14 protein-coding genes are annotated in these 16,748 nt (G+C 34.9%); 12 read left to right on the top strand and 2 right to left on the bottom strand.

Annotated features, from left to right (window positions below; genetic code table 11):
• Window positions 1-29 precede the first annotated feature (29 nt).
• Together QL232_RS25490 and QL232_RS25485 are read left to right on the top strand one after the other, a co-directional pair.
• Window positions 30-1,205: a PLP-dependent aspartate aminotransferase family protein gene (locus tag QL232_RS25490; protein WP_281616285.1), complete on the top strand. Its 1,176-nt coding sequence runs from the start codon at window positions 30-32 to the stop codon at window positions 1,203-1,205.
• A 7-nt stretch (window positions 1,206-1,212) separates the two neighbouring features.
• Window positions 1,213-1,680, top strand: coding sequence for a CYTH domain-containing protein (locus tag QL232_RS25485; RefSeq protein WP_168885472.1), 468 nt, complete (start codon window positions 1,213-1,215; stop codon window positions 1,678-1,680).
• A gap of 38 nt (window positions 1,681-1,718) precedes the next feature.
• On the opposite strand, the gene QL232_RS25480 is transcribed toward QL232_RS25485, so the two are convergent.
• Window positions 1,719-2,387 carry a ParA family protein gene (locus tag QL232_RS25480; RefSeq protein WP_168885471.1) on the bottom strand — a complete coding sequence of 223 codons (669 nt, stop codon included), beginning with the start codon at window positions 2,385-2,387 and terminating at the stop codon, window positions 1,719-1,721.
• A gap of 212 nt (window positions 2,388-2,599) precedes the next feature.
• Between QL232_RS25480 and trmB the strand changes: the two genes are divergently transcribed.
• From trmB to QL232_RS25430, 10 genes are all read left to right on the top strand, one after another.
• The gene (gene trmB, locus QL232_RS25475; RefSeq protein WP_168885470.1) at window positions 2,600-3,256 is read left to right on the top strand and encodes a tRNA (guanosine(46)-N7)-methyltransferase TrmB; all 657 of its coding nucleotides are present in this window, start codon (window positions 2,600-2,602) and stop codon (window positions 3,254-3,256) included.
• A 56-nt stretch (window positions 3,257-3,312) separates the two neighbouring features.
• Window positions 3,313-3,939: a WbqC family protein gene (locus QL232_RS25470; protein ID WP_168885469.1), complete on the top strand. Its 627-nt coding sequence runs from the start codon at window positions 3,313-3,315 to the stop codon at window positions 3,937-3,939.
• A gap of 171 nt (window positions 3,940-4,110) precedes the next feature.
• Window positions 4,111-6,648: an ATP-dependent Clp protease ATP-binding subunit gene (locus QL232_RS25465; RefSeq protein ID WP_168885468.1), complete on the top strand. Its 2,538-nt coding sequence runs from the start codon at window positions 4,111-4,113 to the stop codon at window positions 6,646-6,648.
• 226 nt (window positions 6,649-6,874) lie between these two features.
• Window positions 6,875-7,219 (top strand): hypothetical protein, encoded by a 345-nt coding sequence (locus QL232_RS25460; protein WP_168885467.1) that lies wholly within the window; start codon window positions 6,875-6,877, stop codon window positions 7,217-7,219.
• Between the two features lie 46 nt (window positions 7,220-7,265).
• A complete protein-coding gene (locus QL232_RS25455; RefSeq protein WP_281616284.1) occupies window positions 7,266-8,435 on the top strand; it encodes a hypothetical protein in 1,170 nt (389 codons plus the stop codon).
• A gap of 115 nt (window positions 8,436-8,550) precedes the next feature.
• Window positions 8,551-11,121: a DNA gyrase subunit A gene (gyrA, locus tag QL232_RS25450; protein ID WP_281616283.1), complete on the top strand. Its 2,571-nt coding sequence runs from the start codon at window positions 8,551-8,553 to the stop codon at window positions 11,119-11,121.
• 94 nt (window positions 11,122-11,215) lie between these two features.
• Entirely contained in the window at window positions 11,216-12,406 is a 1,191-nt protein-coding gene (locus tag QL232_RS25445; protein ID WP_281616282.1) for a hypothetical protein, read from the top strand.
• 110 nt (window positions 12,407-12,516) lie between these two features.
• Entirely contained in the window at window positions 12,517-14,094 is a 1,578-nt protein-coding gene (locus QL232_RS25440; protein WP_281616281.1) for a hypothetical protein, read from the top strand.
• Between the two features lie 135 nt (window positions 14,095-14,229).
• A complete protein-coding gene (rlmN, locus tag QL232_RS25435) occupies window positions 14,230-15,288 on the top strand; it encodes a 23S rRNA (adenine(2503)-C(2))-methyltransferase RlmN (RefSeq protein WP_281616280.1) in 1,059 nt (352 codons plus the stop codon).
• A 50-nt stretch (window positions 15,289-15,338) separates the two neighbouring features.
• Window positions 15,339-15,668 (top strand): multidrug efflux SMR transporter, encoded by a 330-nt coding sequence (locus tag QL232_RS25430; protein WP_348646768.1) that lies wholly within the window; start codon window positions 15,339-15,341, stop codon window positions 15,666-15,668.
• On the opposite strand, the gene QL232_RS25425 is transcribed toward QL232_RS25430, so the two are convergent.
• Window positions 15,669-16,505, bottom strand: coding sequence for a DUF4476 domain-containing protein (locus QL232_RS25425; protein WP_281616278.1), 837 nt, complete (start codon window positions 16,503-16,505; stop codon window positions 15,669-15,671).
• Window positions 16,506-16,748 lie beyond the last annotated feature (243 nt).

Below are 16,748 nucleotides of genomic sequence, written 5' to 3'. Positions count from 1 at the left end.
TTGATGAAAGATAAGCAATAGATTACAATATGGAAAAGAATAAAAAATACGGTTTCTCAACTACTGCAATTCATGCAGGACAAGAACCGGATCCTACAACAGGTGCGGTAATTCCACCAATATATGCTACTTCTACCTATGCACAAACTGCTCCGGGTGAACATAAAGGTTTTGAATATACGCGTTCTCATAACCCAACAAGATATGCTTACGAAGATGCAGTTGCCGCATTAGAAGGAGGTAAAAAGGGATATGCTTTTGCAAGTGGACTTGCTGCAGCTGCAACTATTTTAGATATGTTGGAAAGCGGATCACATGTTATCGCCATGAACGATTTATATGGTGGTACGTTCCGTTTATTCGATAAAGTAAGAAAGTTTTCTTCTAAACTAGAGTTCTCTTTTATTGATCTCAATGATATTGATACATTAAAATCTGAGATTAAATCAAATACCAAGATGATATGGGCAGAAACACCAACAAACCCTATGCTTAGATTGGTTGATTTAGAAAAAGTAGCCGAAGTAGCAAAATCTCATAATATCATTACCGTTTGTGATAATACTTTTGCCACTCCTTACCTTCAAAAACCATTAGAACTTGGTTTTGATCTAGTAACACACTCTGCAACAAAATATATCAATGGACATTCAGATGTTGTAGGCGGTGTTGTAATTGTCGGTGAAAATGAAGAGTTGGAAGAAAAGCTTACTTTCCTTCAAAATGCAGTAGGTTCAGTTCAAGGACCATTTGATTCTTTCTTAGTGAATAGAGGATTAAAAACTCTTGGGGTTAGAATGGACAGACACTGTGAAAATGCTTCAAAGATTGCTGAATGGTTAGAACAACATCCTTTTGTTGAAAAAGTATATTACCCTCACCTTCCATCGCACCCTGATTTTGCATTAGCTAAAAAGCAAATGAAAAAAGGCGGAGGAATGATTTCAGTTACATTAAAAGCTGATTTAGAACAAACAAAGGTGTTCTTATCCAACTGTAAACTATTCACTTTGGCCGAAAGTCTTGGCGGTGTTGAAAGTTTAATTGAACACCCTGCAATCATGACACATGCTTCTATTCCTGCAGAAACAAGAAAAGAACTTGGTATTGATGATGGATTCATTAGAATTTCTGTTGGTATTGAAGACTTAGATGATTTGATTGAAGATCTTCAAAATGCATTCAAAGCAGCAGGATTAGAATAATAAACACATGGCATTAGAAATAGAAAGAAAGTTTTTAGTCAACAATTTTGATCCAAGTATCGCAGATCAGTCTAACAGAATTGTTCAAGGGTATATCCATAGCGATGAAAACAAAACTGTTCGAGTAAGAATAAAAGGCGATAAGGGCTTTATTACTATTAAAGGAAAATCTGATAATGAAGGTTTATCCAGATATGAATGGGAAAAAGAAATTCCAGTCGAAGAGGTAAACGAATTATTAAAGCTTTGTGAAGGTGGTGTAATTGACAAAATACGTTATGATGTATCAGTCAATAATCATACTTATGAGGTCGATGTTTTTTCTGGAGATAATGAGGGACTTACCGTTGCTGAAATTGAACTCTCTTCTACTGACGAACATTTTATTAAACCTGATTGGCTTGGTAAAGAAGTTACAGGAGATACAAAGTATTACAATGCTTTGCTAATGCAAAACCCCTATAAAAATTGGTAAAAAAAGCCTCAGTGATATACTATCACTGAGGCTTTTTTTTAAAATAGACATTTCGTACAGAACTCATCAAAATATTGATTAAACTCATCATCCTTCAATGTTGGATCTGTAATATCATATACTGTCGAAATACCTCTTTTGTATCTTACTAAATTAGATATAGGTGAATAGAAAAATTCCATTCCTCCTATTCCAGATAATTCTTTTAGTTTTTGATGTTCTACTGTTTGGTCTTTTTTATTCACAATACCATAGACATCAAATTTATATCCCTGCTTTTCCTTCATTTCTTTAATCATAGGTAATGTTTTTAAGAAACGAATCGTGGCTCTCATATCTAATACACTTGCCACTACAGGTACAACCACAACATCAGAAACCAAGACTGAAAAATAAATCTCTTTACCTTCAATTCTACCGGGAACATCTAGGAAAATAGCATCATATTTTTTCTCTGCTAAAGCTAAAGTCTTATCAAAGTTTTCTTCTGCCCTTGGCTGTTTCCAATTGAAAGAAATAACATCATAAGATTGCTCCTTGTCAGCTCCTTCTGTTGTAAATATATCTTTTACTGATTTTTGTGGATCACAATCGATCACTAAAACTTTCTTATTTGTCCTATTGTGTACCGCTGAAGCTGTAAGCATAAGCAGCGTACTTTTACCAACGCCCCCTTTTTGGGTTGCGAAAGAAATTACTTTTGCCATATAAGTTAAATTGTGGCGTATTTTACGTTAAGGTGATTAACTAAATCAGGTAAAACTGTTGGGTTAGTATATCAGTTAATCACAATTTGGGATTGAAAATACAACAAAAAACCGAATATTTCCCAATAATTACCCATCACCCCTATCACAAATTACCTAAGCTCTGAGGGGATTTTGTATGTTTGCAGACTGAAAAACAAAATTTTAGATAAATGGGTCGTCATAAATTAAAAAAGTTCGCAATTAATGAAACGCGAGACTATATCATAGAACCAGGAAAACCTTTATATGATAACATCAAAGGTAACTGGAGAAAAGAAGTATTTAAGAATGATAATCCTGTAGTACTTGAACTAGCTTGTGGTCGTGGAGAGTACACTACAGGTCTTGCTCAGGTATACCCAGACAAGAATTTTATCGGTGTAGATATCAAAGGTGATAGAATATGGAAAGGTGGTAATGTTGTAGACGAAAAAGGTCTGACAAATGCTGCATTTTTAAGAATCCATATCCAAAACCTTGAACAATATTTTGAACAAGGAGAAGTGGATGAAATTTGGATTATCCACCCTGATCCTCGTCCAAAAGATAGAGATGCTAAACGTCGTATGACACACCCTCGTTTCCTAAACATGTACAAGAACCTACTAAAAGAAGGAGGACAAGTACGTTTCAAAACAGATAGTAAACCACTATTTGAGTATACAGTGGAAACGTTGGTCTCAGAAAAGGTAAACCTTGAGGCAGTAACATTCGACCTTTACGAGTCTGATTTATTGGAAGAACATCATGGTATTGTGACTCGTTATGAAAAACAATTCACTGAGCTAGGACATACTGTTCATTACCTAAAGTTCCGCTTCAAGTAAAAAATATTTTATTGGGCGTTATAATAATTGTAACGCCCTTTTTATTCTTCATCACTATGCAGGTTTTAATCGATTTACACTACTTCCCTAACCTAGAGTATTTTACCGTTATCGCAAAAGCAGATAAAGTATACATTGAAAAGTTCGAAAACTTTCAAAAGCAGAGTTTCCGAAACCGTTGTTTCATAAAAACTGCTCAAAAGGTAGATCGATTAACTGTACCAGTAGAAGGTGCCAATAAAGGACGCCCTCTTAGAAAAGTGAAAATTGATCATAAAGATAATTTCGCAATAAAACACTGGAGAAGTATTGTAACAGCGTATGGAAGATCTCCATATTTTGAATATTATGAAGAAGAAATTAAGAATGTCTTAACGAAAAAAGTAGATACACTTTTTGAATTAAACATGAACTTACTCGCATCGATCACAAAACTGTTAGGAATTAAGACCGAAATAGAGATCACTAAAACCTTCGAAAAAGAAACTAGTGATGAGATCTTAGACTTAAGAAATAAAATCACAAAAACAGATTCTCCTACTTTTACTAAGCAGCAAGCCTATATTCAAGTATTTGGTGAACAATTCGACCAAAACCTCAGTATTTTAGATTTACTTTTTTGTGAAGGTCCTAATGCCCTGCACATATTAAAATCAAATTCTAGTAAATTAATCGAGCGTTAATATTGTTTAATAGAAAATATATGCTTTATTTTAAATAACAGAATTCACAAACACTACGATTAATCCATAATCAATATTTAAGATTTAAGTCTCCTTATTTCTGAATTAGCTTTGAATTCTGTATCTTATTATTTCTACATTAGAATAATGATAATTTAAAATTCCCTAACCATGGAGGCAAAATTTTCTAACAGAGTAAAAGAGGTCATCTCGCTTAGCCGAGAAGAAGCCTTACGCCTTGGACACGATTACATCGGGACAGAACACCTGTTGCTCGGTATGATCCGTGAAGGTGAGGGATATGCGATTACTTTACTTAAAAAGTTGAACGTAAACCTTAATGACTTAAAAGATGCAATCGAACAGTCAACTAAGAGTACTGCGAATTTCAACGTAAAGAATCTCGCTAACATCCCACTAACGAGACAATCAGAAAAAACGCTCAAAATAACATACTTAGAGGCAAAAATCTTCAAATCAAGCCTAATAGGAACAGAACACTTATTACTGTCAATATTAAGAGATGAAGATAATTTGGCCACACAAATATTACAGCGTTATGATGTAAACTATGATGTAGTCAAAGAAATGATCGAATTCCAAGGAGAAAACCAAAACCCAAAGGCATCGTCGAGCACAGACGATGATGATCCACAAGCGAAAGGCAGTGGATCATGGAGCTCTCGCCCAGAGTCATCAAAGAGTACAGAAAAATCTAAAACCCCAGTTTTAGATAACTTCGGTCGTGATCTGACTAGCTATGCAGAAGAAGGCAAGTTGGACCCAATTGTTGGGCGTGACAAAGAAATCGAGCGCGTAGCGCAGGTGCTTTCTAGAAGAAAGAAAAACAATCCTATCCTTATTGGTGAGCCAGGTGTTGGTAAAACAGCTATCGCCGAAGGTTTAGCATTGCGTATTGTACAGAAAAAAGTGTCTCGAGTTCTTTTCGGAAAACGTGTTGTTACATTGGACTTAGCTTCTTTAGTAGCAGGAACAAAGTATAGAGGACAGTTCGAAGAAAGAATGAAAGCAGTCATGAACGAGCTTGAAAAAGCTCCAGAAGTGATTCTTTTCATTGATGAGATTCATACTATTGTTGGTGCTGGTGGTGCTTCAGGCTCATTAGATGCTTCCAACATGTTTAAGCCAGCTTTAGCGCGTGGCGATATACAATGTATTGGTGCTACTACTCTTGATGAGTATAGACAGTATATTGAAAAAGACGGTGCATTAGCTCGTCGTTTCCAAATGGTAATGGTAGATCCTACCACACCTGAAGAAACGATTGAGATTCTGAACAACATCAAAGGAAAATATGAGCAACACCATCATGTAGATTATTCTGAAGATGCATTAGCTGCTTGTGTTAAATTCTCTGATCGTTATATCAGTGACCGTTTCCTTCCAGACAAAGCTATTGATGTTCTTGACGAAGTAGGTGCAAGAGTTCACATCAATAATATCCATGTTCCTGATAATATTGTGAAGTTAGAAGCACAAATTGAGGACATTAAGGAAGAAAAAAATAAAGTTGTCAAAAGACAAAAGTACGAAGAGGCTGCCAAGCTTCGCGATACTGAGAAGAAGTTATTAGAAGATTTAGATACTGCTAAAGAGCAGTGGGAAAAAGAAACTAATGAAACAATCTACCCAGTAACCGAGGATGATGTAGCTGCAGTAGTAGCCATGATGACTGGTATTCCTGTAAACCGAGTTGCTCAATCAGAAGGTAAGAAACTGATGAAAATGGCAGACGATTTACAAGGTAAAGTTATTGGTCAGGATGCTGCGATCGAAAAACTTGCAAAAGCTATTCGTCGTACTCGTGTTGGTCTGAAAGATCCTAAGAAACCAATCGGTTCATTTATCTTCTTAGGCCCAACTGGTGTGGGTAAAACCGAACTTACTAAAGTTCTAGCTACTCACCTATTTGACAAAGAAGATTCTCTAGTAAGAATCGATATGTCTGAGTATATGGAGAAATTCTCTGTATCTCGTTTAGTTGGAGCGCCTCCGGGCTACGTTGGATACGAAGAAGGTGGTCAATTAACTGAGAAAATCAGACGTAAACCTTATTCTGTTATTTTATTGGATGAGATTGAAAAAGCTCACCCAGACGTTTTCAACTTACTTTTACAAGTACTTGATGACGGTATCTTAACAGACGGTCTTGGTAGACGTGTTGACTTTAGAAATACGGTAATCATCATGACATCAAATATTGGTGTTCGTGACCTTAAAGATTTTGGTACAGGTATTGGTTTCAGTACTCAAACAAAATTAGATAATCAAGATGCTGAAATGCAGGCAACTATTCAAAAAGCATTGAAGAAAGCCTTCGCTCCAGAATTCTTGAACCGTCTTGATGATGTTATCATCTTCAACTCATTAGAAAAAGAGCATATCCACCAAATTATCGATATCTCTCTTTCTAAGTTATTCGAAAGAATATACGCAATGGGTTATGGTATTGAAATCACTAAGAAAGCTAAGGATTTCTTATCAGAAAAAGGATATGATCCACAATACGGTGCTCGTCCATTGAATAGAGCAATCCAGAAATATTTGGAGGACCCAATGGCTGAAGCAATCCTAAGTGGAGATATCGAAGATGGTGATACAATTGTTGCTGATTACTCTGGAAAAGGAGAAGAGCTAACAGTTTCTATCAAGAAAAAATCTACACAAGAAGAAAAGCCAGAAGAATAAAAACTTCTGAAATAGCATAAGACATCAGGTGGAGGAGAATGTAAAAGTTCTCCTCTTTTTTTATTTACTGTTTTCATATTATAATGAAAAACATCACTATTTGGTGAAAATCAGCTTTCTAAGGATCGTTTTTGTATATTTATGTATCTACTAGAAGTTTTACCCGTATAAAAGATTATTAAATTTTGTTTACAGCTTAATCTTTATACTAACTATGATTACCGCCATGAAATTAACGACTGACCGATTAGCATCTTTATTGATTACATCTGCATTATTTGGAACGAACATAGAACTGAGTAATGATGAGAAACAAGTAATCTGTATCGAATCACCAATCGCCCAAAATAACTTAAATACTTTTGATGAAGTAAGAGACAAAATCATAAAGGTATTCGTTACTGATATGATGAATGGAACTAGAGTTTTAGCTGCAAATCCTACAAATTCAATTGATTTGTCATTATTAGCTGTAGGTAATTATATTCTTACATTACAGTTAGCTACAGGAGAAATTTCCAGAAAGATGACTATCCATGAAGAAGGAGAATATTCTGTTGTAAGAGCTTAAGTTTATTTCCCTATCTTTACACAGTTTTTTACTGAGATAGGGAAAAATGACTGCTAAATACATCAAACAAATCGTTCTTGGAGGATTCTTTATAATACTTCCTTTTAAATCCATTTTAGCTCAAAACTTAATACCAAATCCAAGTTTTGAAAACATCGTAGAAGAAACTAGAGGACACGCATATCTAGATAATATCGACGATTGGTTTAATGCCAATCATACCCAACCTAAAACCTTATATGGCACTCCAGATCATTTATTTATAAATGAAAAACAACCATTAAAAGGTATTAAAGATACTTTTGAACCTAGAACCGGTAAATCTGTTCTGGGACTTATTTCTTATATGCAAAGAGTTAAGAATTACAGAGAGTACGCTTCTGTTAGATTCACTCACCCTTTGAAAAAAGGAGAAGCATATACTTTTTCAGCCTATATCAAAAATGGAAATCATGTCGCCTTTGGTAGTATAGCTACTAACGGTTTAGGTGCCTATTTTTCAGTGCACAAGATCAAGCAAAATCTTTTCGAACCTTTATCGGTAACACCTCAATTCCAAATCAAAGAAATTTTTTATACCACTGAATGGACTGAAGTACAATTCACGTTTGTTGCAGAAGACAATTATAAATACCTCACATTAGGTAATTTCTTAGATGATACACATACCGATTTAAAATACATCAACTATGATGTAGACCCTCAATGCTATGTCTACATTGACGACGTCTCTTTAGTACATGTTCCTAAAGAGGAACAGGAAGAAGTAGAAGAACCTGAGGAAGTTATAGTAGAGGAAAAAGTTGAAGAAGTCAAAGAAGAAGTTATCGTAGCTGTCGTTGATACTCCAAAAGTGGAGGTTCCGGAGAAGGTAATTTATGAAGATAGACCAACTGAAGTTCAATCATCCATTTATATCACAACATATGAAGTTTCTCTCGCCATTTGGGATAATAAAACTGTGGATGGTGACATTGTATCACTTTTCTGGAATGGAGAACATATTATTGAAGAATATGAACTTACAGCCAAAAAGAAAAAGCTGAAAATAAGGTACGAACCAGGAAAAGAAAACGTATTAATTCTTTACGCACATAACCTTGGAGACGACCCTCCAAACACTATGGCGATTCAAATAAAAGCAGGAAAAAAGAAGAGAGAATTGAGTATTCGATCAACTCTCGGAAAAAGTGGTGCAATTCGCTTTAAACGATAGAAATTAGAGTCATTTTTTCCTTTATTTAAAGCATGTTTTTTGTATCTTGCATAGTTGGGAAAAGATGAGTATTTCTTCTTTTTTCTTGGGTTGAAAAACATATCAATAATAATATATGGCAGACGAAAATATCATCTCTATTAACATCGAGGATGAAATGAAAAGTGCCTACATTGATTATTCAATGTCGGTGATTGTTTCAAGAGCGCTTCCTGATGTTAGAGACGGTCTTAAGCCTGTTCACAGGCGTGTTTTGTACGGAATGGCAGAACTTGGGTTAAGCTATAACAGATCGTACAAAAAATCAGCAAGAATTGTTGGTGAGGTACTTGGTAAATACCACCCTCATGGTGATTCTTCAGTATATGACACAATGGTTAGAATGGCTCAACCATGGTCATTACGATACATGCTTGTTGATGGGCAAGGTAACTTTGGTTCAATTGACGGTGATTCTCCTGCAGCGATGCGTTATACTGAGGCTCGTATGAAAGAGATCGCTGGTGAAATGCTTTCTGATATCAAAAAAGATACAGTAGACTTTGAACCAAACTTTGATGATTCATTAAAAGAACCATCAGTATTGCCAGCAAGAATTCCAAACTTACTTCTTAACGGTTCTTCTGGTATTGCAGTAGGTATGGCGACAAATATGGCTCCTCACAACATGAATGAAGTGTGTGATGCCATTATTGCATATATTGAAAACCCTGATATCCAAATTGAACAACTAACAGAGATCGTAAAAGGTCCTGACTTCCCTACAGGAGGTATCATTTATGGATACGATGGTGTAAAAAAAGCATTAGAAACAGGTCGTGGACGTGTTGTAATGCGTGCAGTTACTGACTTTGAGCAAACTTCTTCTGGACGTGAGCAAATTGTTGTAACGGAAATCCCTTACATGGTCAACAAGGCAAATATGATCGAAAAGACTGCCGACCTTGTAAATGATAAGAAAATCGAAGGTATTTCTGCCATTCGTGATGAGTCTGATAAAAATGGTATCAGAATCGTTTATGAATTAAAGAAAGATGCAGTGCCTGATGTAGTACTTAACCACTTATTCAAGCAAACAGCACTTCAAAGTTCTTTCAGTGTTAATAACATTGCCCTTGTAAAAGGTAGACCAAGAACTTTAAACCTTCATGACTTGATCAGACACTATGTAGATCACCGTCATGAGGTTATCATGAGAAGAACTCAATTCGAATTAAATGAAGCTGAACGTAGACTTCACATCTTAGAAGGATACTTAAAAGCGTTAGATAACTTAGATGAAGTTATTGCTTTAATTCGTGGTTCGAAAGATGCTGAAATCGCAAAAGCAGGATTGATTGATCAGTTTGAATTCAGTGAAATTCAAGCGAAAGCAATTCTTGACATGCGTCTTCAACGTTTAACAGGTCTTGAAAGAGAAAAAATCACTGAAGAACACAAAGAAGTTGTTGCTTTAGTTGAAGACTTAAGAGATATCTTAGCTAGAAGAGAACGTCAGATGGGTATCATCAAGACAGACTTGGCTGAGCTAAAAGATAAATACGGTGACGAAAGAAGATCTAAGATTGTTTACAATGCTGACGATCTTGATATTGAAGATTTAATCGAAGATAAAGAAATGGTGATTACTATTTCTCATGAAGGTTATATCAAGCGTACACCATTAAACGAATATAAATCACAAGGTCGTGGTGGTGTTGGATCGAGAGGTGCAACAACAAAAGACAACGACTTCACTGAACATATGTTTGTTGCTAGTAACCATAACTACTTATTGTTATTTACTAACTTAGGTAGAGTATACTGGCAGAAAGTATTCCGTTTACCTGAAGGATCTAAAACTGCAAAAGGTAGACCATTACAAAACCTACTGAACATCAGAGAAGGTGAAAAAGTACAGGCTGTAATCTGTACTAAGAACCTAAATGATCAAGATTATATCAATAATCATTACTTGATGATGTTAACTGAAAGAGGTATCGTTAAGAAGACAGTTCTTGAAGCCTATTCAAGACCTCGTAAGGACGGTATCAATGCTATCAACATCAATGAAGGTGATAAATTATTCAACGTAATGTTGACTGATGGTCAAAACGATGTAGTTATCGCTACAAGAATGGGTATGGCAACTCGATTCAACGAGGACAATGTTCGTTCTATGGGTAGAGGTGCAACAGGTGTTAAAGGTATCGAATTAAAAGGTACTGATGACTGTGTTGTAGGTATGGCTTGTATTTCTCAGGAAGAGTTGGAGACTAAATCTCTAATGGTAATTTCTGAAAACGGCTATGGTAAACGTACTGAATTGGAAGAATATCCAAGAAGAACAAACCGTGGTGGTAAAGGTCTGAAAGCTATGCAGGTAACAGATAAAACTGGTAAGTTAACATCACTATTCTCTGTAGAAGAAACTGACGACTTAATTGTAATCACTAAAGATGGTATTACAATTAGAACCGCTGTTTCTAACTTCAGAATTATGGGTAGAGCCACTCAAGGTGTAAAAGCTATCCGCTTAAATGATGGTGATGAAATTTCATCAGTTGAGATTGTTCCTATTTTAGAAGATGATGAAGTAGATATTGAAGCTACTGAAAACTCTGCTGAAGGATCAACTCCAGAAGACAGTAACGATCAAAACACTGAAAATACTGATTCAACAGAGGATAACACTTCTGAAGAATAATTTTCATTGAATGATATATTGAAGGCAACTGAAATTCAGTTGCCTTTTTTTTATTTCTTGATTACTGTATATTCGTTAGGTAAACATCTTATATATGAGCATTCGAAGTCTATTTATATATTCAGTACTTATCCTTTGTGTCTACAATTCGTATACTCAAGCCCAATCGATTACATGGCAGGAGAAGTATCTTAAATTAGCTCGTATTTCTATAAATGAGAATCGATGCCATGATGCATTACGCTATCTTGACTCCCTACAACAAGCTACACTCACTAGAGAAGGAGAATTAGAAGCGATTACTTTAGTGGCCAAATCGTATGGTATTTTAGCTTTGGAACCCTCTTGTAGTGAAACTGATAATTTTGGTGTATGCTCTGAATATGTCACTGAAACAATCAACAACTATAATCTAATTCTTCAGAAAACGGATATTGGAGAGATATTTAATCAATTCACGAAAGCAGAGCTAGATCGCTTTTATGATAACCTTATTACTGCAGGTGCCAATCAATTTATCACCCAGAACTTTCAAGGGGCTGCATTCTATTTTGATCAAGCTTTATTAGTAAACAGTGATGACCCAATCAATTGTAGATATGGCATGATTGCCAATGAGTTATGTAACAACTATGATAAAGCACTAGAATATTCTAATATGTTACTTGATTTGAATTATGACAGTATCAATGTTTATGAAAGTAGGTCTTTATACTATGAACAACTAAAAGCTCCTCAGAAAGCTATTGAAGAAGTCGAAAATGGATTAGCAAAACATCCTGTAAACTATAAATTAACTTATAGAGGAATCGGTATTTGTGTTAGAAATAAGTGGTTCAATAAAGCCATCGACTTAATTGATCCGATTCTAAAAAAATATCCTTTTGATGAACGCACATTAATGACTGCAGGTATGCTCAGTGAGGCTGTTCAAGATCATAAAAAAGCAATATTTTACTATGTTAGAGCAGCCAATATCAGCCCCACTCGATTTGATGCCTATATGAGTCTCAGTCAAGTACAGTTTAATGAAGCTATAAAACTTCAAAAAATTTTAATGAACTGGAACAACAATAAGAAAAAGCCAGAATATAAAAATGTACACAAATCTGATTTAAGAAAAGAATCAAAGTTTTACCTGGAATTAACTGTCAAAAACGCCTCTGAAGCATCGCGATTAAACAAAGAAGACAAGGAGTCATTAACAACTAAATACAATGCTTTGCTTTTATTAAATAGAACTAAAGAACTAAAGGACGTAGAAGAAACGTTAGACAAGATGTAGAGATGCAAAATTTATGCTCCACATCATCAAAAATATAAACTGAATATAGTATGTTTGCGTGTTGAGGAATAAATTATTGTATTCTAAGCTATATAACATATAATATTTCTATGAAATTCACAAAGGTCATTACAGTTCTTGCTGTATCAGCAGCTCTATCATCGGGTGCTCTGGCGCAAGAAAAAGGTTCTGCTACTAAAGCTGCAGCTTATTTAACTAAAGGTGAGATTGAGCAAGCAAAAACTGAAATTGAAAATGCCGTTGGCTATGAGAAATACAAACTGGAGTCGAAAGGTAAGCCAGTTGTAGTAAAAGAAAAAACTCTTGAAGTTCAAGGTGATATTTACTCTGCAATCGCAATCAATCCTGAAACAAGTGCAGACGAGATTCCAGCCGATATCGACAAGGCAATGGAAGCTTACAACGAAATCAAAACAAGACAAGAAGAATCAGGTAAAGCATCTGCTTCTTATAAAGCAATTTGGGAAAATCAAGGTGCTGACTTGGCAACTGGTCAAATCAAACCTTCAAAAGTTGATGATCTTTGGGGTCACTTCTTTAACATTGGAGCTGAAGCTTTCAATGAAAATGATTATCCTAAGGCAATGGAGAACTTCGAACTTGCTCTTAGAGTAAAGGCGGATACAACTACAGGGAAATATGGTTTCTATGCTTCTGCTATGGCTGAAGAGGAAGCTGCTGACGAAGAAGCTGCTGCTATCCGTGAAACTACTATGATGTTTATCGAGAAGTTGTTCGCAATGAACTACCACGATCCACAACAGTACTATTCATTACTTCGTTATGCTTCTGAAACAGCTGGTCCTGCTGAAGAGCGTATCGACGAGTTAAAGTATGAAATCAGAGATGCTGAAGGTACTATTGAGAAAGCTACTAAACAAAAAGAGCAATCTCAAGAACGTTATGAGTACTACACTAAAGGTGGTGGACGTAAATATGGTTCTGCTCGTCAAAAAGCAGCAACTGCTCAAAAAGAAGTAGAAGAAGCTACTGCTGAGATCACAAAAGCTCAAACTACTTTAGACGCAGCTAACAAAGAAGTTGAAGAATTAACAGCTCAAGCAAACGTTGCTTACGAGAAATGTTTAGAAATCGCTATCGAGGGTGCTAAAAATAACCCTGGTAACCCTACTTTAACTTCACAAATGGTTGCTTACTATGTGAAGCTTAACAAATTAGATGATGCTATCGCTTCTGTTAAATCTGCTTTAGCGGAAACTCCAAACGACGAAGGTATGAACTTCAACTTAGCAGTTCTTTATGATCAAGCTGCTGAAAAAGCTCGTGAGTCTGAAGAGTCTGCAAAAGCTCAAGAATACTTCGAAATGGCTGTTGCTCAATACAAAAAAGTAATTGATATCAACCCTGAGAGCAAGAATGGTTTATTCAACTTAGGTGCATTATATTACAACAGAGCTGCTGCATATAACAAAGAGAAGCAAGACTTACCAATGAAAGGTATGAACTATGCTGATCCTGCAAAAGCAAAAGAATTAGATACTAAAATGTTAGAATACTCTAAGTTAGCTGCTCCATACGCTGAGAAAGTTTCTGAACTTGCTCCAGACGAAAGCAAATATTTAGTACTTCTTTCTAGAATCTACTATATGACAAAAGAAAATGACAAATTAGAAGCTGTAAACAAAAAGTTAGAAGCAATGGAGTAATTCCTTTCTAAAACTTAACAGTTTTTCTAATTTTCATTGAAAAGCCCGAACTTCGCATTGAGGTTCGGGCTTTTTACTCTCTAAATCAAAAAGTTATATTTGCATTAAGAAAACAATTAGTATATATATACATCCATGATTAAAACGAAGAAAAAGGATATCCGTAAAATGACTCCTGATCAAATAAAGGATTTCCTTACTGAAAATGGTGAAAAGGGTTTTAGAGCAAAGCAAATCCAAGATTGGCTATGGAAAAGCTCTGTAAAATCTTTTGATGAAATGACCAACCTCTCAAAGAAAACTAGAGAACTTCTAAGTGATAACTTTGAGATCCTGCCAATTTCAACCTTCAAAGCACAGAAAAGTAGTGATGGTACGATTAAATCCGCTTTTCAATTACATGATAAGCATTTAGTAGAAGGAGTACTTATCCCTGCTGAACCAAGAATGACAGCTTGTATTTCATCACAAGTTGGCTGTTCTTTAACATGCTCTTTCTGTGCTACAGGATACATGGATCGTAAGAGAAACTTAGATGCCGCTGAAATCTATGACCAAGTAGTTGCTATCAATGAACAAGCAATGGAGAACTTTAATACTGGGTTATCCAACATTGTATACATGGGTATGGGAGAACCTTTATTAAACTACAAAAATGTTCTAGAATCAGTAGAGAAAATTACTTCTCCTAATGGATTAGGTATGTCTGCTAAACGTATCACAGTTTCTACTGCAGGTGTTGCTAAAATGATTAAAAAGCTTGGTGATGACAATGTAAAATTCAACCTAGCCTTGTCTCTACACGCAGCAAATGATGAGAAGAGAAACAAGATTATGCCTATCAATGAGCAAAATAATCTTAACGTTCTACGTGATGCATTAAAGTATTTCTTTAGTAAAACTAAAAGTCCAGTTACTTATGAATACATTGTTTTTAATAATTTCAATGATTCAATTCAAGATGCTGAAGAGTTGTATCAATTCACAAAACACTTACCGTCTAAGGTTAATATAATAGAATACAACCCTATTTCTGAAGCAGATTTCTTAAATGCTAAAGTTGATAAAATTCAGAAATTCGCTGATTACCTTTCTAAAAAAGGTGTTAACGTTCATATTAGAAGAAGCCGTGGTAAAGATATTGATGCTGCCTGCGGTCAATTAGCCAACAAAGATAAGAACAAGAAAAAATAAATTTATAAAGGCTAGAACTGGAGAAGGTTCTAGTCTTTTTTACTTTTAGCATTATGCATTGGTTATATCTCTTTATTGCGATTATCTCTGAAATTATCGCTACATCAACACTAAAAGCATCAGAAGGATTTACTAAACTAATACCCTCAGTCATTACAGTGATTGGATATGGTATTTCTTTTTATTTCTTATCGTTAGCTGTAAAAGGTATTCCTATCGGAATCACTTATGCGTTGTGGTCTGGTATTGGCATTATTTGCATTACTACTATCGGATATTTTTTCTATAAAGAACCACTGAATTGGCCAACAATTATTGGTATAGCTTTTATAATTACAGGCGTTGTTATCGTAAACCTTTCAAATCACACTTCCCATTAGTTAGTTCTTCTGATAAATCACATGATCATCTTTTGTGATTTCATCTGTTGCCAAACTCTCTAATTGAGTACTAGTTATATCATCTATCTCTTTTTTATAAAAGAAATTGATAAACTGACCTTTAACTTTATATAGATTATCTAAGTCATATATTGAGCTTAATGAAGTATTAAAAACTTTCATTTTATCGGTTTCAAAACTGAATAGATTTAATACGATTTGAAGCTGCGTCACAGAAATACCATGATTTTGAATTCTATTATCAAATAAGTTTATTTTATCCTTAGGGATATCATGAACTTGAAGGTCCCTAAATAACTTTTGAAACACATCATTACTCATGGGTTTATCTGCTCCAATTTTACCTCTATAACCATCCACATAAACTACTCTCTGTTCATCTGGTATTTCTTCCAAAACATAATCGGTGATCATTTCGGATTCTATTCTTGCTAAATCTTCTGAAATGTCTGACATATCACTTTCAAAGCTTTGTACAAAAGAAACAAATCGTTCTAAATATAAGCTATCTTCAAAATAAAAGTGCATTGTATGTAAATCTGACCAATCCTCTACATAAGCATATGCGTGGTATAAATACTCTATACGCTCATGATCTGATTTAAATATGGCAGCTAACTCATGTACAGATTTACTGTTCATACAGTATACCTCTGTAAATTCTTTAGCTTTTACACTATAGATATCTTCGGGTAATTCATGAAAAGTAGATATTACCTTCGTATACTCTTTTTTGGAGATTTCTTTACAGTCTTCCTGAATTGCGAATAGTGAAAATGGAAGAAATAATTGAGTGAGTAAATAATAAAATTTCATAGTTAGCAGTAATAGCCGTATAGCATTTTAAAGTATATAGATCTGTTAAGCTGGATATCCAAAGAACCAATAAGTACAAAAAATAGTTGATGAGTACACTTAAATTATAATCTATACATAAAATAGTACAATTTTTATATTTTATGATATACAAAAAAAGGTTAGTCAACATCTTGTGTTAACTAACCTTCTGTATTTTATGAATGTGGCGCCGACTTACTCTCCCGGGGGTTAACCCAGTAC

Source organism: Flammeovirga sp. SubArs3 (assembly GCF_947387565.1).
GTDB classification, from domain to species: domain Bacteria; phylum Bacteroidota; class Bacteroidia; order Cytophagales; family Flammeovirgaceae; genus Flammeovirga; species Flammeovirga agarivorans.
The sequence above is the reverse complement of the archived record's forward strand: the minus strand, read 5'-3'. Positions and strand labels throughout refer to the sequence as shown.